General features: G+C 71.4%; 16 protein-coding genes and 1 tRNA gene. 8 read left to right on the forward strand and 9 right to left on the reverse strand.

Going from position 1 to position 20,671, the window contains the following annotated elements; all coding sequences use genetic code 11:
- Positions 1-311 precede the first annotated feature (311 nt).
- The 4 genes from GV015_RS15550 to GV015_RS15565 form a co-directional block, all read right to left on the reverse strand.
- On the reverse strand, positions 312-1,079 hold the full coding sequence (locus GV015_RS15550) for a DUF2993 domain-containing protein (RefSeq protein WP_159879215.1): 768 nt from the start codon (positions 1,077-1,079) through the stop codon (positions 312-314).
- Between the two features lie 37 nt (positions 1,080-1,116).
- Positions 1,117-1,698, reverse strand: coding sequence for a hypothetical protein (locus tag GV015_RS15555; protein ID WP_159879217.1), 582 nt, complete (start codon positions 1,696-1,698; stop codon positions 1,117-1,119).
- A gap of 118 nt (positions 1,699-1,816) precedes the next feature.
- Positions 1,817-3,487 carry an arginine--tRNA ligase gene (locus GV015_RS15560; RefSeq protein WP_159879219.1) on the reverse strand — a complete coding sequence of 557 codons (1,671 nt, stop codon included), beginning with the start codon at positions 3,485-3,487 and terminating at the stop codon, positions 1,817-1,819.
- A 60-nt stretch (positions 3,488-3,547) separates the two neighbouring features.
- Complete coding sequence (locus GV015_RS15565) at positions 3,548-4,381, reverse strand: transglutaminase family protein (RefSeq protein ID WP_086473968.1); 834 nt, start codon at positions 4,379-4,381, stop codon at positions 3,548-3,550.
- Between the two features lie 90 nt (positions 4,382-4,471).
- On the opposite strand from GV015_RS15565, the gene GV015_RS15570 reads away from it, so the two are divergent.
- Together GV015_RS15570 and GV015_RS15575 are read left to right on the forward strand one after the other, a co-directional pair.
- Positions 4,472-4,546 (forward strand) — tRNA-Arg (locus GV015_RS15570).
- A gap of 55 nt (positions 4,547-4,601) precedes the next feature.
- Positions 4,602-5,270, forward strand: a complete 669-nt coding sequence (locus tag GV015_RS15575; protein ID WP_159879221.1) for a 4'-phosphopantetheinyl transferase superfamily protein — start codon at positions 4,602-4,604, stop codon at positions 5,268-5,270.
- Between the two features lie 6 nt (positions 5,271-5,276).
- Here GV015_RS15575 and GV015_RS15580 read toward each other — a convergent pair whose 3' ends face one another.
- A complete protein-coding gene (locus tag GV015_RS15580; protein ID WP_159879223.1) occupies positions 5,277-6,611 on the reverse strand; it encodes a M1 family metallopeptidase in 1,335 nt (444 codons plus the stop codon).
- Entirely contained in the window at positions 6,611-10,615 is a 4,005-nt protein-coding gene (locus tag GV015_RS15585; protein ID WP_159879225.1) for a Pls/PosA family non-ribosomal peptide synthetase, read from the reverse strand. The genes GV015_RS15580 and GV015_RS15585 overlap by 1 nt, the downstream gene beginning before the upstream one ends.
- A gap of 159 nt (positions 10,616-10,774) precedes the next feature.
- On the opposite strand from GV015_RS15585, the gene GV015_RS15590 reads away from it, so the two are divergent.
- Entirely contained in the window at positions 10,775-12,109 is a 1,335-nt protein-coding gene (locus GV015_RS15590; RefSeq protein ID WP_371416574.1) for an aminotransferase class III-fold pyridoxal phosphate-dependent enzyme, read from the forward strand.
- A gap of 230 nt (positions 12,110-12,339) precedes the next feature.
- Here GV015_RS15590 and GV015_RS15595 read toward each other — a convergent pair whose 3' ends face one another.
- Positions 12,340-13,170, reverse strand: coding sequence for a DUF3097 domain-containing protein (locus GV015_RS15595; RefSeq protein WP_159879227.1), 831 nt, complete (start codon positions 13,168-13,170; stop codon positions 12,340-12,342).
- Between the two features lie 185 nt (positions 13,171-13,355).
- Positions 13,356-14,102: a gamma-glutamyl-gamma-aminobutyrate hydrolase family protein gene (locus tag GV015_RS15600; RefSeq protein ID WP_064295286.1), complete on the reverse strand. Its 747-nt coding sequence runs from the start codon at positions 14,100-14,102 to the stop codon at positions 13,356-13,358.
- 277 nt (positions 14,103-14,379) lie between these two features.
- On the opposite strand from GV015_RS15600, the gene GV015_RS15605 reads away from it, so the two are divergent.
- From GV015_RS15605 to GV015_RS15625, 5 genes are all read left to right on the forward strand, one after another.
- Positions 14,380-16,452, forward strand: coding sequence for a YgcG family protein (locus GV015_RS15605; RefSeq protein ID WP_159879229.1), 2,073 nt, complete (start codon positions 14,380-14,382; stop codon positions 16,450-16,452).
- A 74-nt stretch (positions 16,453-16,526) separates the two neighbouring features.
- Complete coding sequence (locus GV015_RS15610; protein WP_159879231.1) at positions 16,527-17,300, forward strand: PspA/IM30 family protein; 774 nt, start codon at positions 16,527-16,529, stop codon at positions 17,298-17,300.
- Positions 17,301-17,379: 79 nt separating this feature from the next.
- Positions 17,380-18,240: an arginase family protein gene (locus tag GV015_RS15615; RefSeq protein ID WP_159879233.1), complete on the forward strand. Its 861-nt coding sequence runs from the start codon at positions 17,380-17,382 to the stop codon at positions 18,238-18,240.
- Positions 18,237-19,652 (forward strand): NAD(P)/FAD-dependent oxidoreductase, encoded by a 1,416-nt coding sequence (locus GV015_RS15620; RefSeq protein ID WP_159879235.1) that lies wholly within the window; start codon positions 18,237-18,239, stop codon positions 19,650-19,652. Before GV015_RS15615 ends, GV015_RS15620 begins: the two co-directional genes overlap by 4 nt.
- Positions 19,649-20,059 (forward strand): Fe-S oxidoreductase, encoded by a 411-nt coding sequence (locus tag GV015_RS15625; RefSeq protein ID WP_159879237.1) that lies wholly within the window; start codon positions 19,649-19,651, stop codon positions 20,057-20,059. The genes GV015_RS15620 and GV015_RS15625 overlap by 4 nt, the downstream gene beginning before the upstream one ends.
- Before the next feature lie 46 nt (positions 20,060-20,105).
- Here GV015_RS15625 and GV015_RS15630 read toward each other — a convergent pair whose 3' ends face one another.
- Positions 20,106-20,561: an SIP domain-containing protein gene (locus GV015_RS15630; protein ID WP_159453431.1), complete on the reverse strand. Its 456-nt coding sequence runs from the start codon at positions 20,559-20,561 to the stop codon at positions 20,106-20,108.
- Between the last annotated feature and the right edge of the window lie 110 nt (positions 20,562-20,671).

Below are 20,671 nucleotides of genomic sequence, written 5' to 3' on the forward strand. Positions count from 1 at the left end.
AGTCCTGTTGAGCGGAAAAGGAGGTTCTCGTTGGGCGAGCGGACCCGGTTTGGCCCCTGAAGCACCGATTTGCAGAGCACCGATGAAGGTGGATGCGCACGACCCGGTGGTTGGTGATCACAGTCGTCCGCACCCATCGCCGCTCGGTTGGAACGACTGTGGTGGAACACGGGCCCGAGGGCCCGACGGCACACCTCACCGCCCGGTCGGAGCAGTGGGTGTGTGGAAAGTCTAGCGAGACGCGCGTGCCCGTGCAGCATCGTGACGTCGGGTGGCCTGCTCCCCTCCGCCGCCGGGTGGCGGGGCGAGGTTCAGTCGCAGCTGCCGAGCGTCTGCAGCGATGCCTCGTCGAGTCGGAGCGTCGTCGACGTCAGGGTGGCGGTCGCCGCCTCCGGCGTCACCGCGAGCCCGTCGAGGTCGACCCCCTTTGGCAGGTACTGGGCGAGGCAGATGCTCGGCGGGTCGCCCTGCAGGAACCCGGTCACGAGCGCCCGCAGGTCGATGACGCCGAGGAGGCCGGTGTCGACGTTGACGGACGTCGGCATGAGGTTCACGCGGTCGGCCGTGGTGGTCGGCGCCACGGAGAAGTCGTACGGGATCGTGAACCCGAGGACGGTCGCCTCGCCCGCGTACCCGATCTCGTCGTCGCCGAGGGTGAGCGTGCCCGGGAGCCCGGCCGTCTTGGCGAGGTCCGCCGCTCCGGCAGCATCGATCCTGATGGTCGCGACCACTCGACCGATGGTCTGCTCCGGGTCGAGGGGGACCCGGTCCGCACTGACCCGGAGGTCCAGCGGGACGCCGTCGACGCTCGCGTCCGGTGCACGCAGGTCGACGTGCTCGAACGTTCCGGAGAGGTATTGGGCGATGACCGAGGCACCGCCGATCGACACGGCGACGTCCGCGTCGACGTTGTCCGGCAGGCTCTGCTCGATCTGCGTCGCGACGCGTTCCTCGGCGACGCCGCGCACGATCGTGTCGGCGATCAGGAACGCGCCGACGAGGACGACGAGCACCCCGACGACGATGACGATCGGAAGCCAGGGACGCCTGCGCTTGCCCGACGGTTGCTGCTCACTCATGTTCCGAGGGTAGCGAACCGTCGTCTCCGTGGACGTGTCAGCAGGCCTGGTCGAGCTCGACCTCCGGCATGTCGAGCACCCTGCCGCTGAATCGCTCCCAGTCGGCGGCCGAGGTGGGGTACAAGGCAGCCAGCGTGAACCCCTCCAGCTCGGTGAGGTTCGAGTCCTCCAGGGAACTCTTCGTCAGGACGTCCGGGGAGGTGAATGCCGCACGAACCGGATCTCCGGGGATGACGAACGCCGGCGCGACCGTCTTCCCGCCCTCGCCCCGGACGACGACGGAGAGTGCCCCGTCGATCTGCAGCGTGCTCGTACCCACCTCCTCGAGCTCGACCTCGAACGGCGCGCACTGCACCGGAGGCGAGACGATGTTCTGGAGGTAGTCCATGGTGCCGACGCTGCCGGCGTGCAGGCCGTCGGGGAACCGCAGGCGGATCGAGACACCGGACCCTTCCGTCCCGAACGGCGCGAACGCACGGAGGTCCACGGCCGACGCGGAGGTCGCGCTCGGCGGCGCGGTGCCGGGGACGCCCGAGCCCTGGCCGACACAGCCGGAGAGCGACAGGGCCGCCGCGATCACGACGACGACGAGGGACTGGCGGGACGTGAGGCTGCGCATCCTGTCACGCTACCGAAGGACTCACCGCTCGGACAGCGCACACCGGAGATCGGCGCGAGCGCAGGACCGTTCCCGAGGGACCGTCCTGTGCTCGCGCGGATCTCCTGCTGTAGGGAAGCTACATGCGCTCCGGCGCGGAGACGCCGAGGAGCGCCAGCCCGTTGCGGATGACGGTGCCGGTCGCGTCGTTCAGCCAGAGGCGCGTGCGGTGCAGGTCGGTGACCGGCTCCTCCCCCATCGGGACGACCCGGCAGCTGTCGTACCACTTGTGGTACAGGCTCGCGGTCTCCTCCAGGTGCCGGGCGACGCGGTGCGGCTCGCGCAGCTGTGCGGCCTGCGCGACGATCCGCGGGAACTCCTGGAGGACGCCGAGGAGCGCCGACTCCGTCTCGTGGACGAGCAGCTCCGGTGCGAAGGCACTGCGATCGACCCCGGCCGAGGCGGCGTTGCGCGCCACCGAGTTCGTGCGGGCGTGCGCGTACTGGACGTAGAACACGGGGTTGTCGTTCGTCCGGCTGCGGAGCTGCTCCGGGTCGAGGGCCAACGGCGAATCGGCCGGGTAGCGACCGAGCGAGTACCGCAGGGCGTCCGTCCCGATCCAGGCCTGCAGGTCGTCCAGCTCGATGATGTTGCCGGCTCGCTTGGAGAGTCGGGCGCCGTTCACGCTCACGAGCTGCCCGATGAGCACCTCGATGTCGCGGTCCGGGTCGTCTCCGGCTGCGCCCGCGAGGGCCTTCAACCGGTGGACGTAGCCGTGGTGGTCGGCGCCGAGCAGGTAGATCTTGTGCTGGAAGCCGCGGTCGCCCTTGTTCAGGTAGTACGCGGCGTCGGCGGCGAAGTAGGTGTAGACACCGTTGGAGCGACGGATGACGCGGTTCTTGTCGTCGCCGAAGTCCGTCGTGCGCACCCAGACGGCGCCCTCCTCGTCGAACACGTGTCCCTGCTCGCGCAACCGGTCCACGGCCTGGTCGATGAGGCTCGTGCCGTCCTCGCCCGTCGCGTGCAGGGTGCGCTCGCTGAACCAGACGTCGAAGTGGACGTTGAAGCGCTCGAGGGACGCGCGGATCTCACCGAGCTGCAGTTCGTAGGCGCGTTCCCGCGCGACCTCGCGGGCGTCCGGACGCTCGAGGAGGTCGGGGATCTCGGCCAGCACGGTCGTCGCGAGGTCGCCGATGTACGCCCCGGGATAGCCGCCCTCAGGCGTCGGCTCACCCTTGGCCGCGGCGAGGATCGAGTCCGCGAAGGTGTCCATCTGGTTGCCGGCGTCGTTGATGTAGTACTCGCTGACGAGCGTCGCACCGGACGCGCTCAGCACGCGAGCCAGGGAGTCGCCGAGCGCGGCCCAGCGCGTGTGGCCGATGTGCAGCGGGCCGGTCGGGTTGGCCGAGACGAACTCGATGTTGATGGTCTGACCGGCGAGGCTGTCGTTGCGGCCGAACGCGTCACCGGCGTCGACGATCACCTTCGCGAGCGCACCCGCGGCAGCGGCGTCGAGGCGTACGTTGATGAACCCGGGGCCGGCGACCTCGACCGAGGCGACACCGTCGACCTGCACGAGCGCGTCGGCGAACTCCTGCGCGAGCTCGCGCGGGTTGGCCCCCACCCGCTTCGCGAGCTTCATCGCGATGTTGCAGGCCCAGTCGCCGTGATCGCGGTTCTTCGGGCGCTCCAGCACCACGTCGTCGACCGACACCGCGACCTCGTCGGTGATGCCCGCCGCCTCGCGTCGTCGTTCGACGATCGGAACGACGATGGCGTGCAGGGCGGAGGCGAGGTCTTCAGGAGTCACGAGGAGCGATTCTACCCGGGCGCGTCGCACCGGCGACACGGTGGGCCTCGGGGGCGACCGTCAGGCGAGCACGACCGCCTGCGCCGGGTCGTCGGCGGGCAGGACGTCGATCAGGGCGTCGATCCGCATGTCCTCGACGGTCACGTTGCCGTGATGGTTGCTCAACCAGGCCACGTCCGCGGCGTCGCGTCCGGTGGCGATGCGGACGAGCGACTGACGCGGTGCCAGGCCCGTCGCGTCGACCACGTGCCAGGCGCCGTCGACGAAGCCCTCGGCCACCGCGTGGAAGTCCATGGGGACGAGACCCGGGGCGTAGACCGCGGCGTACCGGGCCGGGATGTCGAGCGCCCGCAGCATCGCGATGGTCAGGTGCGCGAAGTCCCGGCACACGCCACGGCCCGCGGCCAGGGTCGACACCGCACTGTCCGACACGGTCGTGGAGCCGGAGACGTAGGAGAGGTGTCGTCCGACCCAGGCCGCCACCCACGGCAGCACCTGCAGACCGCCGGAAACCGTGCCGTCCTCGTGCAGGCGACGGTGCTCGAGCAGGTAGCCGAGCTCGGAACGCGCGAGCGAGAACAGCGCATCCGACTCGCAGTACCGGCTGGGACGGAGGTAGGTCACGGTCTCCAAGGCGTCCACGGGACGCGGCACGGCCTGCCCGACGACCACCGCCTCGTAGTCGACCTGCAAGCGGCCGGGCTCGGCGATGACCCGGTGGAGTCGTGTGTCGTCCGGACCCACGATCTCGGTGACGGCGCACGGGCCGTCCGAGGAGTGCACCTGCAGTCGCTCGCTCGCCAGCGGGGTGCCGCCGGCTGCAGCGATGGAGAAGATGAGGTCGGCTCGATCGTGCACCCGCAGATCGAGCGACGCGGTCAGGGTGCGCTGCATGACCTCATTGTTCCACGCGAAGGGCGACGCGGATCCCGCACGCCTCCGGTACCGGCGTGGGTCCCGACTCTGGTAGCTTGGACACGTTCCGCCTTCGTAGCTCAGCGGAAGAGCGCTTCCCTCCGGAGGAAGAAGTCGCTGGTTCGAATCCAGTCGAGGGCACCACCACCATCTCGCGAGGTCCTGCTTCGCGTCGCTCCGACTCCGGGACGCGGGGGCCATGCACCGAGCCGATCCCCTCCCGCAGCCGACGACCCGCTTCCTGCGCTGGGCCAGCGCCGCTGAGCTCGACCTCGCCGGCACGGCCGCCCGGCTGGACGCGTCCGCCCGTGACCGCCTCGACACCTCGTCCGCGACCGCGGCCCGTCGGTTCCTGTTCGGTCGCGCACTGCTCGTGCGCACCGTCGCGGAGACGATCGGCACCGACCCCGAGCGGATCGAGGTCACGGCGGTCTGCCCGGACTGCGGTCTCGCGCACGGACGACCACGGGTGCGCTTCGGAGACCGGACCGTCCACGTGAGCGTCTCCCACACCGCCGACGCCTCCGCAGTTGCGGTGTCGATCGAGCACCCCGTGGGTGTCGACGTCGAACGGCTCGATGCGGCCCGGTTCACCGGGGTCGAGGACGTCGCCCTCACCCCCGCGGAACGGGAGCAGTGGCAGCGACTGCCGGACCGACGACGGCTCCGGGCGCTCGCCGAGCGTTGGACGGCGAAGGAGGCCGTGACGAAGGCCCTCGGTACGGGCCTCACGACCGATCCCGCGACGATCGACCTCGGGCCGGATGCCGCACCACACGTCACCGAGACCGCGGGCCACCGCTTCGTCGTCGACCACCCGGAGCCCGTGCCGGGATTCGTCGTCGCGACGGCCCTCCTGCTCCGCTGACCCGGTTCAGCCGACGGGGAACGGCGGGAGCGTCTCCTGGAAGAGCCACGCGTCGAGGAGCGGCTCGACCGGTGCCGGCGCATGTCGATCGGCCGTCCGGACGAAGTCGTCCGTCGACACGCTCGAGTGTCGGAAGGACGCCACCCAGTCACGCAGGAGGTCGAAGAACGCCTCGTCGCCGAGCAGTCGACGCACGGCGTGCAGGGCGATCGCGCCCCGCTTGTAGACCCGGTCGTCGAACATGTCCGCGGGTCCCGGGTCGCCGACGACGAGGTCCTGCGGTGCCCGTCGGAGCGCCGCGTAGTGCGCCCGAGCACAGGCGTCGGCCGTCTCAGCGCCCGACTCCTCCGACCACAGCCACTCGGCGTAGCAGGCGAAGCCCTCGTGCAACCAGATGTCCCGCCAGGTGGCGATCGTCAGGCTGTTCCCGAACCACTGGTGGGCGAGCTCGTGCGCGATCAACCGCTCCGAACCGCTGACGCCGTCGACGTGGTTGCGGCCGAACACGCTCATCCCCTGCGCCTCGAGGGGGATCTCCAGCACGTCGTCCGTGACGACGACGCCGTAGCTGCCGAAGGGATAGGGCCCGAAGGCGCGCTCGAAGCACGCCAGCATGTCGACCTGGTCGGCGAAGTCATGTCGGAACCGCGCGGTGAGGTCGCGCGGCAGGTGCGCGACGACCGGCACCGTGCTCGTCGCGACCCGAGCGCTGACGGCGAGCCGCTGGTACCGGCCGATCTGCACCGTCGCGAGGTAGGCGGCCATCGGTTCAGGCTGCTCGTAGACCCACGTGGTCCGGCTCGCGCGGGCAACGCGCGACACCAGCTCTCCGGGGGCGACGACCGTGTACGCCGACGACGCCGTGACACTGATCCGATAGGACGACTTGTCCGAGGGGTGGTCGTTGCAGGGGAACCAACTCGATGCGCCGCACGGCTGGGACGCCACGATGACGCCGTCCTCGAGTTCCTCCCAGCCGATCTCGCCCCAGGGGCTGCGCACGGGACGGGGCGCACCCGAGTACCGGACGACCACGGAGAACTCGGCGCCGTCCGCGATGGTGTTCCGGGGCGTCAGCGTGAGCTTGCCCGAGCTGTGCGTCCGCTTCGCCTCGACCCCGTCGACCTGGACACGGGTGACGCGCAGCGCGGCGAGGTCGAGCGAGAACCGCGTGAGCTCCTCCGTCGCGACGGCGGTGAGCCGAGCCGTCCCGGACAGGGCGTTGCGGTCGACGTCGTAGTCGAGCTCGAGCTCGTACCGGACGACGCGGTAGCCACGATTCCCGCTGGAGGGCGTGTAGGGGTCGCCTGCGCTCCGCAGACGGGCGAGAGCCTCCCCCATCAGGACGCGACCTGGGGCTCCCGGTACTCCGCCGTCGTCACCTCGCGCCACGGGCCGATCGGGTTGCCGCTCCACCGGGTGCCCGCCGGGACGCGTTCTCCGCGCATGACGAGCGAGGCCGGTCCGACCGTCGCGTCGTCGTCGATCCGCGCTCCGGGGAGGATGACGCTGTGCGGCCCGAGCGTGGCGCCCGATGCGAGTTCGACCTGATCCATACTCATGATTCGATCATGGAACAGGTGCGTTTGCACAACGCAGCCCCGGTTGACCGTCGCGCCGTCGCCGAGTCGGACGAGGTCCGCCTCCGGCAGCCAGTAGCTCTCGCACCAGACCCCACGACCGATGCGGGCACCGAGCGAGCGCAACCACCAGGTGAGGGCTGGGGTGCCGGTGGCGGGTGCCGCGAACCAGGGTGCCGCGACCATCTCGACGAAGGTGTCGGACACCTCGTTGCGCCAGATGAACGAGGACCAGAGCGGGTGCTCCCCCGTGCGGATCGGGCCGACGATGACCCACTTGGCGACGGTCGTGATCCCGGCCGCGACCGCGCCGGCGGCCAGGAGCACGGCACCGCTGACGGCGATCGCGACACCGAGACCCCAGGTGTCGGCGAACCAGGCGAGCGCGAGGAGCACCAGGAGCGCGATGCCGGTCGTCACCATGACGGGGACGATGCGGCAGAGCTCCCACAGCGCGCGGGCGATCCGGAGCCGGTGCGGCGGGTCGTAGGTGCGGTCGAGATCGGCGTCGGACACCTGCCGCCGGAGCCGCATCGGTGGGCTCCCGAGCCAGGACGAGCCGGACTTGGCCTTCCGCGGTGCGGCCGACAGCACGGCGACGAGGCCGTTCTTGGGGACGTGCATGCCGGGGCCCGCCATGCCGGAGTTGCCGAGGAAGGCGCGCTTGCCGACGGACGCACCGGCGATCCGCATCCACCCGCCACCGAGCTCGTAGGAGGCCACCATCGTGTCGTCCGCGAGGAACGCACCGTCGCCGACGGTCGTCATCCGCGGGAGGAGGAGCACCGTCGACGCCTCCACGTTGCGCCCGACCTTCGCCCCGAGCAGGCGGAGCCAGACGGGCGTGAAGAGGCTCGCGTACAGGGGGAAGAGGAGGGTGCGCGCGGCGTCCAGGAGCCGCTCCGTGGCCCACACCTGCCAACCGACCCGACTGCGCACCGGGAAGTAGCCCTCGCTGAGACCGAGGCCGAGCAGCCGGACCAGGCCGATCGTGCTGATCGCCAGGACGACGAACCACACGAGGGTGGCGACGGGCACCCAGAGGAGCGCGCGCCAGGAGAACTCGAGCAGACTGGTCGCGCCCGACGCCCCGGCCGCCACGACCGCCGCCGCCAGCACGAAGGCGAGGAACGGCAGCACCGACAGCAGCGCCGATCCCGCGCCGTACGCGAACAGCCAGCGTCGGCGACGCGGGGGTCGTTCGGTCGGCCACACCGGCTTCGCCTTGCCGACGCGGACGGCGGGCGACCCTGACCACAGGTGTCCGGAGGGGACGCGGCCGAAAACGGACGATCCTGGAGCGATCTCCGCACGCTTGCCGATCCGGGTGCCGGCGAGCAGGGTACTGCGAGCGCCGACCGTGCTCTCGGCGCCGATGTGGACGTGGCCCAGTCGGAGCGTGTCGCCGTCGACCCAGTAGCCGCGGAGGTCGACCTCGGGCTCGATCGACGCGCGCGCCCCGACGGTGAGGAACCCGGTGACCGGCGGCACGCTGTGGAGGTCCGCGTCGGCACCGATCTTCGCGCCGAGCGCCCTGGCGTAGCTCGAGATCCAGGGGGCTCCGGCGAGACTCACCGCGCCGACCGTGTCGGCGACGCGTTCGGCGAGCCAGAGTCGCACATGGACCGAGCCGCCGCGCGGGTAGTCGCCCGGGCGGACGCCGACGAGGAGGAGCTTCGCCGCGATCACGGAGATCGCCATGCGTCCGATCGGGGTGATGACCACGAGGAACCCGAGGGCGATCCACCACCAGGAGACCATGGGGAGGTACGGGACGTCCGCGACGAGGCCGAGGACCCGACTGCCGGCGAGGAGGTACACGAGCCACCGGAGTCCGACGAGGATGAGGAGCGGGACACCCAGGAGGGTCTGCGCCCACTGGGTCGCGAGCGGCGTCGGGAGCACGGGGTCCGCGACGGCCGCCCGACTGCGACGCTCGGGGCGTCGGCCGTCGAGTTCGGCTGCCATCGCGCCGAGTCGGGGGTGGCCGTAGATGTCGGCGACCGTGAACTCGGCATCGCGGGTGCGGATGAGCGAGACGAGCTGCGCGGCCGCAAGGCTCCCGCCGCCCAGGCTGAAGAAGTTGTCGCTCTCGGCCGTGACCCGGACCCCGAGGACGGCCGTCCACTGCTCGGCGAGCCACGCGGCGGTGCCCGACAGGGTCGAGGCGTCCTCCCCGTCGGCGGCGTCGAGCGGCCACGGCAGCGCGGCCCGGTCGACCTTGCCGGAGGTGCGGGTGGGCAGCTCGCCGACGACCGCGAGGAGCGGGACGAGCGGTGCCGGGAGCTGCTCACGGAGGGTGTCGAGCGCCCGCTCGACGGAGAACCCGTCGCGGTCGGGCACCGCGAGGTACCCCACGAGGACGGCGTTCCCGGCGGCGGTGCGCTGGACGGCTGCTGCCGCACCCGAGACGCCCGGCAGCGCCTGCAGGGCGGCCTCGATCTCTCCGAGTTCCACGCGCCGACCGCCGATCTTCACCTGGTCGTCCGCGCGCCCCTGGAACACGAGTCCTGCGGCCTCGTAGCGGACGAGGTCGCCGCTCCGGTACGCCCGCGACCACCCGATGCTCGGCATGGGCGCATACCGTTCGGCGTCCTTGGCGGGGTCGAGGTACCGGGCGAGTCCGACGCCGCCGATGATGAGCTCACCGACGCCGCCCTCCTCGACCGGGATGCCCTCGGCGTCGACCACGGCGAGGTCCCAGCCGTCGAGTGGCAGTCCGATGCGCACGGGCTGCTCGCCGGTCAACAACGCGGCGCAGGCGACGACGGTGGCCTCGGTGGGTCCGTAGGTGTTCCAGACTTCGCGACCGTCCACGGCCAGCCGGGCGGCGAGCTCCGGCGGGCAGGCCTCGCCGCCGAAGATGAGCATGCGGATGTTCTCGAGGGATTCGGCGGGCCACATCGCCGCCAACGTGGGCACCGTCGACACCACGGTGATGCCCTTCGCGGTGAGCCAGGGTCCGAGGTCCATGCCGCTGCGGACGAGCGAGCGCGGCGCCGGGACCAGGCACGCGCCGTGTCCCCAGGCGAGCCACATCTCCTCGCAGGACGCGTCGAAGGCGACGGACAGGCCGGCCAGCACACGATCACCGGGGCCGAGGGGTTCCGCCTGGAGGAAGATCCGCGCCTCGGCGTCGACGAACGCGGCGGCAGAGCGGTGCGAGACGGCGACGCCCTTCGGCGTGCCCGTCGAGCCGGAGGTGAAGATGATCCAGGAGTCGTCGCCCGGTCGCGGTGGTTCGAGGACCGGGATCGCCCGGGTGCCCGGGTGGGGTGCCGCGCCCGTCGCGAGTTGCACCCGGTCGGGATCGGCGCCGTCATCGGCCGGGTCCTCCGTGCCTCGGCGCGAACGCTCGAAGACACCGCCGTCGACCAGGACGCCGACGACGGCCGCCTCACCGAACACGAGTCGTGCCCGCTCCTCCGGATCGTCGGCGTCGACGGGCACGTAGGCCGCTCCGGTGAACAGGATCCCGAGGATCCCGAGGTAGAGGTCGCGGGTGCCCGAGGCGATCCGGACACCGACCCGGTCACCGCGGCGGACCCCGGCGGCGAACAGCCCGGCCGCGACCCGCTCGGCACTGAGGACGAGCTCGCGGTAGCTGAGCGCCCCCTCCGCGTCCTCGATCGCCGAGGCCTCGGGGTGCGACGCGGCGACGTCACGGAGGACGTCGAGGAGGGTGCGTTCGGCCGGTGCACGCACGCCACCGAGCAGCGCGGGCTGCCGCTCGATGAGGAGGGCGGTGCTGGTGTCGGCGTCCATACGCGATCCCCTGTCGTCCGGCTGTTCAGCGCCGCCAACGGTAGGCAGCGCGCATGGACGGTTGGTGAACACCAGTCAACCGCCAGATGTCGTGGAATCGTCGGCGACGCTCCGTCGGCCCCCGGCATCCTCGGAGGACGCGCGCCTACCATGGCCTGCATGACCATCGACTACTCCGTGCCCCAGGAACGCCAGCTCGTGACCGCCATCCCCGGCCCCCGATCGCTCGCCCTCACGGAACGCCGCCGCCGCGCTGTGTCGCGCGGTGCCGGCAACCTCGCGCCGGTGTGGATGGACCACGGCTCCGGCGGCATCCTCGTGGATGTCGACGGCAACCACATCATCGACCTCGGAACGGGCATCGGCGTGACGACCATCGGGCACGCCAACCCCGACGTCGCCGCGGCAGCAGCCGAGCAGGCGACGAAGCTCACGCACACGCTCTTCACCGTGACGCCGTACGAGAACTACCTGCGCGTCGCGGAGAAGCTGTCCGAGATCACGCCGGGCGACTTCGAGAAGCGCTCGATCCTCCTGAACTCCGGTGCCGAAGCCGTCGAGAACGCGGTGAAGATCGCGAAGAAGTACACCGGACGTCGCGCGATCGTCGCCCTCGACCACGCCTTCCACGGACGCACGAACCTGACGATGGCGATGACCTACCGGCCGGCGCCCGAGCGCCTCGGGTTCGGCCCGTTCCCCGGCGAGATCTACAGCGTCCCGCTCTCCTACCCCTTCCGCGACGGACTCGACGGACCGGCGGCTGCCGAGGTGACGATCGACTACATCGAGCGGCACATCGGTGCGAGCGAGGTCGCCGCGTTCTTCGCCGAACCGGTCCTCGGCGACGGCGGCATCGTCATCCCCGCGCCCGGCTACTTCGCGCGCATCAGCGAGTGGTGCACCGAGAACGGGATCGTGTTCGTCGCCGACGAGATCCAGGCCGGCATCGGCCGCACCGGCGCCTGGTACTCGATCGAGCACCACGGCGTCGTGCCCGATCTCATCACGAGCGCCAAGGGCATCGCCGGCGGCTTCCCGCTGTCGGCCGTGACCGGGCGCGCCGAGATCATGGACGCCGTCCAGCCCGGTGGCATCGGCGGCACCTTCGGGGGCAACCCGGTGTCCACGGCGGCCGCGCTCGCGACGTTCGAGGTCATCGAGCGCGAGGACCTGCTGGGCGAGGCCCGTCGGGTGGAGGCGACCCTGCGATCGCTCATGGGCGACTGGGCCGAGCGGTTCGACATCGTCGGCGAAGTCCGGATCATCGGTGCGATGGCCGGCGTCGAGTTGGTCGTCCCCGGCACGAAGCAGCCGCACCCCACGGCACTGCAGACCGTCATCGACGCGGCGATCGCCCAGGGCGTGCTCGTGCTCGACGCCGGTTCCTGGGACTCGGTGCTGCGACTCCTCCCGAGCGCGGTCATGTCCGACGAGCTCCTCCGCGACGCGGTGTCCGTCCTCGAGGACGCCCTGGGGCAGGTCTCCTCCTGACCGACGCGCCACCGTCGCTGGCCGGTGGGGTCGCCAGCGCGGTGCGCTGACGCGAGCGCGGGTCTGTGGCCGCCGAACCCGTCCGCCAGCGCGGTGCGCTGACGCGAACCCGCCCGAATCGGCTCGGGCGCGGTCCGGGCGCGTGAGCGCGGGCCTCCGGAGGGGTGCGCTCGCGGTTGTGACCCGCGGTGACGTCAGCGCACCGCGCTGGCGCAACCGACGAAAGCGGGTCAGTCGACGGTGACGAAGTCGATGAGCTGTTCGACGCGACCGAGGAGTTCCGGCTCGATGTCGTTGAAGGTCCGGACCTGACCGAGGATGCGCTTCCAGGCCCGGGCGATGTCGGCCTGCGAGTCGTGCGGCCAGCCGAACGCCTGGCAGATGCCCTTCTTCCACTCGATGGAGCGAGGGATGGTCGGCCACTGGCGCAGGCCGACCCTGGCGGGCTTCACGGCCTGCCAGACGTCGACGTACGGGTGCCCGACGATGAGGACGTTCCGGCCGTTCGGTCCGGCCATGACGGCGTCGGCGATCCGCTGCTCCTTGGAGCCTGGGACCAGATGGTCGACGAGGACGCCGACACGGCGGTCCGGGCCCGGGCGGAACTCGGCGAGCGCGGCGTCGAGGTGGTCGACGCCCGCGAGGTACTCGACGACGACGCCCTCCACACGGAGGTCGTCGCCCCAGACCCGCTCGACGAGTTCCGCATCGTGGCGACCCTCGACGAAGATCCGACTGGCGCGAGCCACCCGAGCGGTCGTCTCCACCGCGAAGGAGCCGGAGGCGGTGCGCGCCCGCCCGGTCGGTGCGCGCTTCGGGACGACGAGGACGACGGGCTCACCCTCGAGGAGGAACCCCGCCCCCATGGGGAACACGCGTCGCTTACCGCGGTAGTCCTCGAGCTCGACCGTCTTCGCCTCGACGCGCGTGATCGCGCCGCAGAAGCCGCCGAGTTCCTCGACCACGAGGTCGGTCACCGCCTCGACCTCACGGGCCACCACGCGGTTCTTCTTCCGCCAGTCCCCCGCGAGGACGTCCTGACCGTACCTGTCTTCGAACACCCGTCAACGCTAACCAACCCTCCGACCTTTCTCAGGACGGCCTCGGCGTGGCGCGGCCGACACGCCGCAATCCAGGCTCGACACGCCGACGCCGTCCTGAGTCGGGGACAGGTCGAGCGGTGGGTCGCCTGCAGTGGGAGGGCCTCCTGGCATGGGAAGCCGCCCGGTGCGGAGACACACCCCGACTAGGCTGCGGCGCGCTCAGCCTCGCGGGCGAGACCGCCGAGCAGGAGCCCGAGCTGGTCGTCCACGGTGCCCGGGTCCTCCGGGTGCCACTGCACGCCGGTGATCGGCAGGGTGCGGTGCTCGATCGCCTCGACGGTGCCGTCGGAGGCCCAGGCGACGGCGCGGAGACCTTCGCCCAGTTCGCCGACCGACTGGTGGTGGGCGCTCTGCACCTGGAGGTGACGGGCACCGAGTCGGAACGCGAGGGCACTCGAGGGGTCGAGCTCGACCTCGTGCGGGGTCATGCTCTCATCGACCGGGACGCCCTCGTTGCGGTGGGCGCTGTGCTCACCGAGGTCCTGCACGAGCGTCCCGCCGAGGGCGACGTTGATGATCTGGTGACCGCGGCAGATCCCGAGCAGCGGCGTGCCTCGCTCGGCGGCGCGACGGGCGACCGCCAGCTGGGCGCGGTCGGCCTCGGGGAAGTGCTGGCCCTCGGCGCGGTAGCCGGTGGTGCCGCCGTACTGGGCGGGATCGATGTCGGCGCCGCCCATGATGACGACGGCGGAAGCCCCGTCGGTCGAGGCGAGGAGCGCATCGGTGCCGAGGTCGTGCGCGGCCAACCGGGTCACGCGCCAGCCGGCCCGTTCGGCGGCGGCGATGGTCCGTCCGACGAGGATCTGCACGTACTCGTGGTACGCCTGGTCGTCCTCACGGAACCTGGTGACCTCGACGAGCGCCAGCATGGGTGAGACGTGTCCTTGCATGATGCTCCTTCCAGGGGTTCCGTGAGGTGACTCGACCAGTCTCGCCGGGCAGACGCCCTCGCGCGAGCGGCCGCGTCACGGTCGGTAACAGAGTCCGTCACGGTCGGTGTCGGCGTCACGGTCGGTGTCGGCGAAGCCCCGTCACCGCCGCATAGCACAGCTCTGGTTCGGCGCGCTCGCTGGGAGCCCGCTGTAGAGATGTCGAGGGCCCGGACCTAGACTCGGAACCGAGCCGCGGGGTGGGGCTCCAGGGTCCGAACGAGTGACGAGGTGACCGATGCGGGTTCGCTGGGCGGTATCGATCTGGGCGTTCTGCGTGGCCGTGCTCCTCGGAGCGGGGGCCACCGCCGCCTGGGCGGAGAGCCCGGTGCAGCTCGGAGCCGGGCGCGTGTCCGACAGTGCGGGCGTCCTCAGCAGCGGCGAGGTCTCCGAGATCACGACGGCCGTCGACGACCTGGCCGCGGATCACGGCGTCGACCTCTGGGTGGTCTACGTGCCGACCTTCACCGACCCGAGTGACGCCGAGTCCTGGGCGAACCAGACCGCGAAGGACAACAACCTCGGACCGAACCAGTACCTGCTGGCCGTGGCGACGGAGGACCGCGCCTACTACCTCTCCGGCGACTCCAGTGGACCGGTGAGCGGCGATCAGCTGACCGAGATCGAGCAGCAGCGAATCCTGCCGCAGCTGCGTGACGACGACTGGGCCGGCGCCGGCGTCGCTGCCGCCGAAGGCCTGGGTGCCGCCGTCGGCGGCGGGTCGATCGGAGGCAGCGGTGGTGGTTCAGGCGGCTCGGCCGGGTGGCTGACCATCCTGCTGATGGTGGTCGTCGCCGTCGTGGCCGTCGTCCTCCTGGTCGTCTTCCTCCGCCGACGCCGCGCTGCGAACGGCGACGGCGCCGTGATCGCGGGCCGGCAGGGGGCACCGGTCGACCCGCTGACCACCGCCCCGATCCCCGAGCTCGAACGACTCGCCGGCAGTGCGCTCGTCCAGACCGACGACGCCGTCCGGACGAGCGAGGAGGAGCTCGGCTTCGCGACCGCCTCCTACGGCGAACCGGCCACGGCCGCGTTCACCGCCGCCCTCGCCGGAGCGAAGGACGACCTCGCACATGCCTTCGCGCTCAAGCAGCGGCTCGACGACGCCGAGCCGGACACCGAGGAGCAACAGCGCGACTGGAACCTCCAGATCATCCGGCTCTGCGAGCACGCGAACCACGTGCTCGATGAACAAGCAGCCTCCTTCGACGAGCTCCGCGCGCTCGAGAAGAACGCACCCGCCGCGGTCGAGGAGCTGCGAGCCAGGGCGGCCGCGGCCGGACCGACGGTGACGGCCGCGCAAGACGCGGTGCGCGCCCTGCAGACGCGCTACAGCCCCGACGCCCTCATCACCGTGATCGACAACCCGGCGCAGGCGACGGAGCGTCTCGCCTTCGCCACCGCGGCGATCTCGGACGCAGCTGCACGGCTCGCCGCCGGAGACTCGGGCGAGGCCGCCGTCGGCATCCGAGCCGCCGAGGAAGCGCTCGACCAGGCCACCCAGCTCACCGGGGCCGTGAAGCGGCTGCAGGCCGACCTGACGACCGCCGAGCAGCACCTCGCCGCCCGACTGGCCGAATTGGACGGAGACGTCGCCGCGGCTGGCGGCCAACCGGACCCGACCGGCACCCTCGCCGCGGCGGTCGCGAGCACCACCGCGACGGTCTCCCAGGTTCGCGGCGCGCTCGGCGCACCGAACAACCCGATCGCCCTCCTCGCCCGCCTGGATGCGGCGAACACGCAGATCGACGGTGCTCTCCAAGGGGTGCGCACCGCGGCGGAGCAGCGACAACGCGCTGCAGCCGCCCTCGGACAGACCCTGCAGACGGCGGGCGCGCAGGTGTCGGCTGCTGAGGACTTCATCGTCTCGCGGCGCGGAGCCGTCGGCCCGGAGGCCCGGACGCGCCTCGCCGAAGCCGGCCGCACCCTCGTGCAGGCCCAGGGCCTCGCCGCCAACGACCCGACGCAGGCGCTCTCCCTCGCCCAGCGCTCCAACTCGCTCGCGAGTCAAGCGGTGCAGCTCGCCCAGGCCGACCTCGGGCAGTTCCAGAGCCAGTCGGCGGGCGGACTCGACGGCATGTTCGGCGGCGGCCAGGGGCAGCAGGGCGGCAACGGGATGCTCGGTGCCGTCCTCGGCGGCATCCTGATCAACTCCGTCCTCGGCGGCGGCGGGTCCCGTTCCGGCGGCGGCATGTTCGGCGGCGGAGGATCGAGCGGCGGCATGTTCGGCGGTGGCTCCGGTCGCTCACGCAGCGCCGGCAGCTTCGGTGGCGGCGGCACCCGTTCCCGACGCGGCGGCGGTCGCTTCTGATCCGCGGCACCACCCACCTCATCACCGGACACCGACCGACACGACCCAGCAGGACACGAGAGAGGAACCACACCATGGCAGAGAAGCAGTCCATCTTCGGACGCATCGCCCAGCTGACCAAGGCCAACATCAACGCGCTGCTCGACTCCGCCGAGGACCCGCAGAAGATGCTCGACCAGATGGTCCGGGACTACACGAACTCGATCGCCGACGCCGAGAGCGCGATCGCCGAGACGATCGGCAACCTCCGGCTCCTCGAGCAGGACCACCAGCAGGACGTCGAGGCGGCCTCCGAGTGGGGCACCAAGGCGCTGGCCGCGAGTCGCAAGGCCGACGAATACCGTCAGGCGGGCAACGCCGCGGACGCCGACAAGTTCGACAACCTCGCGAAGATCGCGCTCCAGCGCCAGATCGGCGCCGAGAACGAGGCCAAGCAGGCCGAGCCGCAGCTGGCCTCGCAGACGAAGGTCGTCGAGCAGCTGAAGAACGGCCTCAACGGCATGAAGACGAAGCTCGAGCAGCTGAAGACGAAGCGCAGCGAGCTCGTCGCCCGGGCCAAGACCGCGGAGGCCCAGCGCAAGGTCGCGGATGCGGTCGGCAGCATCGACATCATGGACCCGACGAGCGACCTGAGCCGCTACGAGGACAAGATCCGCCGCGAGGAGGCGAAGGTGCTCGGCCAGCAGGAGCTCGCCGCCTCGAGTCTCGACGCGCAGTTCAACGACCTCGAGGACCTCGGCGAGCTGACCGAGGTCGAGGCCCGCCTCGCCGCGCTGAAGGGCGGCGGTTCCGCGTCTCCCGCGATCGAGTCCTCCGGCCCCGAGTACACGCCGAACGCCAGCCAGTAGTGCCGATCCGACGGGCCCTCGGGACCTCCCGAGGGCCCGTCGCCCTCGCCCCCTCGCACCACCTCCAGGAAGGCACCGCATGACGAAGTTCGTCGTCGTCCCCCAGTGGCAGGGCTCCGGTTCGTCCAGGGCCATGCAGTTGATCGATGGAGCCGAGGCGATCCGTGGCGACCTGCCCACGGCGGCCACGACACTCGTCCACGTGCCGACGGAGGCCGGCGAGGCCCTCGACACCGACATCCGGCGCGCCAGTTCCCTCGTGACGACCGCGGAACTCCAACGTCAGGCGATCGTCGGGATCGACGAGCCCGTCATCACCATCGGTGGGGACTGCGGCGTCGAACTCGCGTCGGTCGGTGAGGCCCTCAGACGCGACCCCGGCATCGCCGTCGTCTGGTTCGACGCCCACGGCGACCTCAACACCCCGCTCAGCTCGCCGTCCGGGTCGTTCAGCGGAATGGTCGCCCGCGCACTGACCGGCGAAGGCGCCGCGATGCTCCTGCCCGAGGCCCCACTCGATCCCGCCCGGCTCGTCCTCGTGGGGGTGCGCGACCTCGACGACGGTGAACTCGCCCACATCGAGGAGCGTGGCATCCCCATGGTCTCCTCGGTGATGACGAGCGCCGCCGAGGTGGTCGCGGCCGTCGAGGCGACGGGCGCCGACCGCGTCTACCTGCACGTGGACGTCGACGTCCTCGACCCCGCCGTCATCGCCGGCGTCAGCTCGGCCGTCCCCTTCGGTCTCGAACTCGGCACCCTGCTGGACTGCATCACCGCGCTCCGCGCGCGGTTCGGCTTCGCCGGGGCCGGCGTCACGGGCTTCTCCCCCGGTTCCCCCGACGCCGCAGCCGACGACCTCGGCACCATCCTCCGCATCATCGGCGCGATCAGTCGCGAACCGAAGCCCGACAGCACCAACCCGACAGGAGTCACCCCATGAGCCGTACCGTCGATCTCGTCGTCATCGGAGCCGGACCCGTCGGCGAGAACGTCGCCGACTACGCCCACAAGAGCGGTCTGAGCGTCGTCATCGTCGAGAGCGAACTGGTCGGCGGTGAGTGCTCCTACTGGGCCTGCATGCCGTCCAAGGCCCTCATCCGATCGGGCGCCGCCCTGCGTGCCGCCAAGCGCACGGGTGGAGCCATCCCCGAGGACACCGCGCTCGACCCGCTCAAGGTCCTCGCGCGACGGGACTCGTTCACGAGCGACTGGTCGGACGACGGCCAGGTCGAATGGCTCCAGGGCGCCGGCATCGAGCTGGTGCGTGGGCACGGTCGACTGACCGGCGAGCGCGAGGTCACCGTGACGGCCGCCGACGGTTCGACGACCGTGCTCACGGCGACGCACGCCGTCGCGGTCTGCACCGGATCCGCCGCGCTCCTGCCCGACATCGCGGGGCTGGCGGCGGTGGAGCCATGGACGAGCCGCGAGGCCACGAGCGTCCAGACCCTGCCAGCGTCCGTCGCCTTCCTCGGTGGCGGCGTCGTCGCCGTCGAGCTCGCGACGGCCTACCGCTCACTCGGGGTCGACGTCACGCTCGTCGCCCGCAGTGGCCTGCTCGGCAACACCGAACCGTTCGCCGGCGAACTCGTCGAGTCCTCCCTGCGTGAGCTCGGCGTGACGATCGTGCACGCCTCGCCCACCGCCGTCTCCCGGGCCGCCGACGGTGCCGTCACGCTCGAGTTCGACGATCGGGAAGCGGTGACGACGGCGGAACTCGTCGTGGCCACCGGCCGGACGCCACGGACGGACGACCTCGGGCTCGAGGCCGTCGGCCTGGAACCGGGTGCCTGGATCGAGGTCGACGATCAGCTCCTCGCCCACGGCAGCGACTGGCTGTACGCCGTCGGCGACGTCAACCACCGGGCACTCCTGACGCACCAGGGCAAGTACCAGGCACGCGCCGCGGGCGCGGTCATCGCGGCACGGGCGAACGGCGAGGATGTCGACACCAGCCCGTGGAGCGACCACGCGGCGACCGCCGACCACCGTGCCGTGCCGCAGGTCGTCTTCTCCGAACCGGAGGTCGCCGCCGTCGGACTCACGGCCGCGCAGGCCGAGGCGGCGGGGATCGACCACCGGGTGGTCGACTACGACCTCGGTGGCATCGCGGGCTCGAGCCTCCACGCCGACGGCTACACCGGGCAGGCGAGGATGGTCGTCGACGAGGAGCGCGGCGTGATCATCGGGATGACCTTCGTGGGTCAGGACGTCGCCGAACTCGTCCACGCGGCGACGATCGCCATCGTGGGTGAGGTGCCGCTGCACCGCCTCTGGCACGCGGTGCCGTCCTACCCGACGATGAGCGAGATCTGGCTGCGACTCCTCGAGACCTACCGGAGCGGTGCGTGACCCGTCGCGGCCACGTCGACGAGCCGCGGAGCCGTCGTTCCGGCGGCCCGTGGCTCGACTCACCCCTGAGCCGGATCGGGTACTGGTACGCCACGCTCACCGGGCTCGTCTGGGGCGGACTGTGGAGCACCGGTCCGGTCGAACGGCGGGGCGGGATGATCGTCTTCCGCGGGATGCCGTCGTGGACGTTCGGCCGAGGTGGCTCATGCGTCGGCGGGGTGTACCTCACCGACCGGAACGTGTCGACCCGGGTGCTCGAACACGAGGCGGTGCACAAGCGGCAGTGGCAGCGGTACGGCATGCTCTTCCCACTGATGTACGCGATCGCCGGTCGTGATCCGCTCCGGAACCGGTTCGAGATCGAAGCCGGCCTCGAAGCGGGAGGCTACCTGCCGAAGCGACGCTGACGAGCGTCGCGGCGTCCGTGCGAGGTCGTGTCAGTGCGAGGTCGTGTCAGTGCGATGCGCGCTCGACCGAGCTCGAGCGCTGACGTGCGCCGATGCTCGCCAGGGTCATCCTGAGGTCGTTCCGGAGACCGGTGAGGTGCTCCGTCTCGCCGCCGATCCACACGTGGTAGTCGGCCGCGTCGTGTCCGTCGACGTCGAGCATCTCGCTCGCCCAGGCCCGGGTCGCTCGCGCGACGGCCTGACCGCGTGCGCACCGGCTGCCCGTTCCGGGTTCCCCCGAACGCGCCGCGCGGACGAGCCACGTCACGACGACGCGTCCCGGCGAGTCGAGGGTGGTGATCGACGCGGCGTCGTCGACCTCGACGAACACCTGACCGCGGGCGCAGATGGGGAGCAGCGCGAGGACCTCGGCCAGCTCGCCGACCGACGACTCGTCGCCCGCGAGCAGCACGTGGCGTGCGTCCGCGACGGCGAACTCCGCCGGATCCTCGAAATAGCTCACACGATCAGTATAGGCGAGCCTAAGCTCACCTCGGCCCCCGCGCAGGGTCTTCCAAGGCGGCGGAGCACATCACGATCCGATCACTCTGTGACGCCCCCTGACACCGTGGC

The sequence above is a fragment of the Plantibacter sp. T3 genome (genome assembly GCF_902506515.1).
Taxonomy (GTDB): domain Bacteria; phylum Actinomycetota; class Actinomycetes; order Actinomycetales; family Microbacteriaceae; genus Plantibacter; species Plantibacter auratus.

Coding starts and splice junctions, on each gene's coding strand:
- GV015_RS15550 (WP_159879215.1), bottom strand. CDS start 1,079: ATGAGTGAGCAGCAACCGTCGGGCAAGCGCAGGCGTCCCTGGCTTCCG.
- GV015_RS15555 (WP_159879217.1), bottom strand. CDS start 1,698: ATGCGCAGCCTCACGTCCCGCCAGTCCCTCGTCGTCGTCGTGATCGCG.
- GV015_RS15565 (WP_086473968.1), bottom strand. CDS start 4,381: ATGCAGCGCACCCTGACCGCGTCGCTCGATCTGCGGGTGCACGATCGA.
- GV015_RS15575 (WP_159879221.1), top strand. CDS start 4,602: ATGCACCGAGCCGATCCCCTCCCGCAGCCGACGACCCGCTTCCTGCGC.
- GV015_RS15580 (WP_159879223.1), bottom strand. CDS start 6,611: ATGGGGGAGGCTCTCGCCCGTCTGCGGAGCGCAGGCGACCCCTACACG.
- GV015_RS15585 (WP_159879225.1), bottom strand. CDS start 10,615: ATGGACGCCGACACCAGCACCGCCCTCCTCATCGAGCGGCAGCCCGCG.
- GV015_RS15590 (WP_371416574.1), top strand. CDS start 10,775: ATGACCATCGACTACTCCGTGCCCCAGGAACGCCAGCTCGTGACCGCC.
- GV015_RS15600 (WP_064295286.1), bottom strand. CDS start 14,102: ATGCAAGGACACGTCTCACCCATGCTGGCGCTCGTCGAGGTCACCAGG.
- GV015_RS15605 (WP_159879229.1), top strand. CDS start 14,380: ATGCGGGTTCGCTGGGCGGTATCGATCTGGGCGTTCTGCGTGGCCGTG.
- GV015_RS15610 (WP_159879231.1), top strand. CDS start 16,527: ATGGCAGAGAAGCAGTCCATCTTCGGACGCATCGCCCAGCTGACCAAG.
- GV015_RS15615 (WP_159879233.1), top strand. CDS start 17,380: ATGACGAAGTTCGTCGTCGTCCCCCAGTGGCAGGGCTCCGGTTCGTCC.
- GV015_RS15620 (WP_159879235.1), top strand. CDS start 18,237: ATGAGCCGTACCGTCGATCTCGTCGTCATCGGAGCCGGACCCGTCGGC.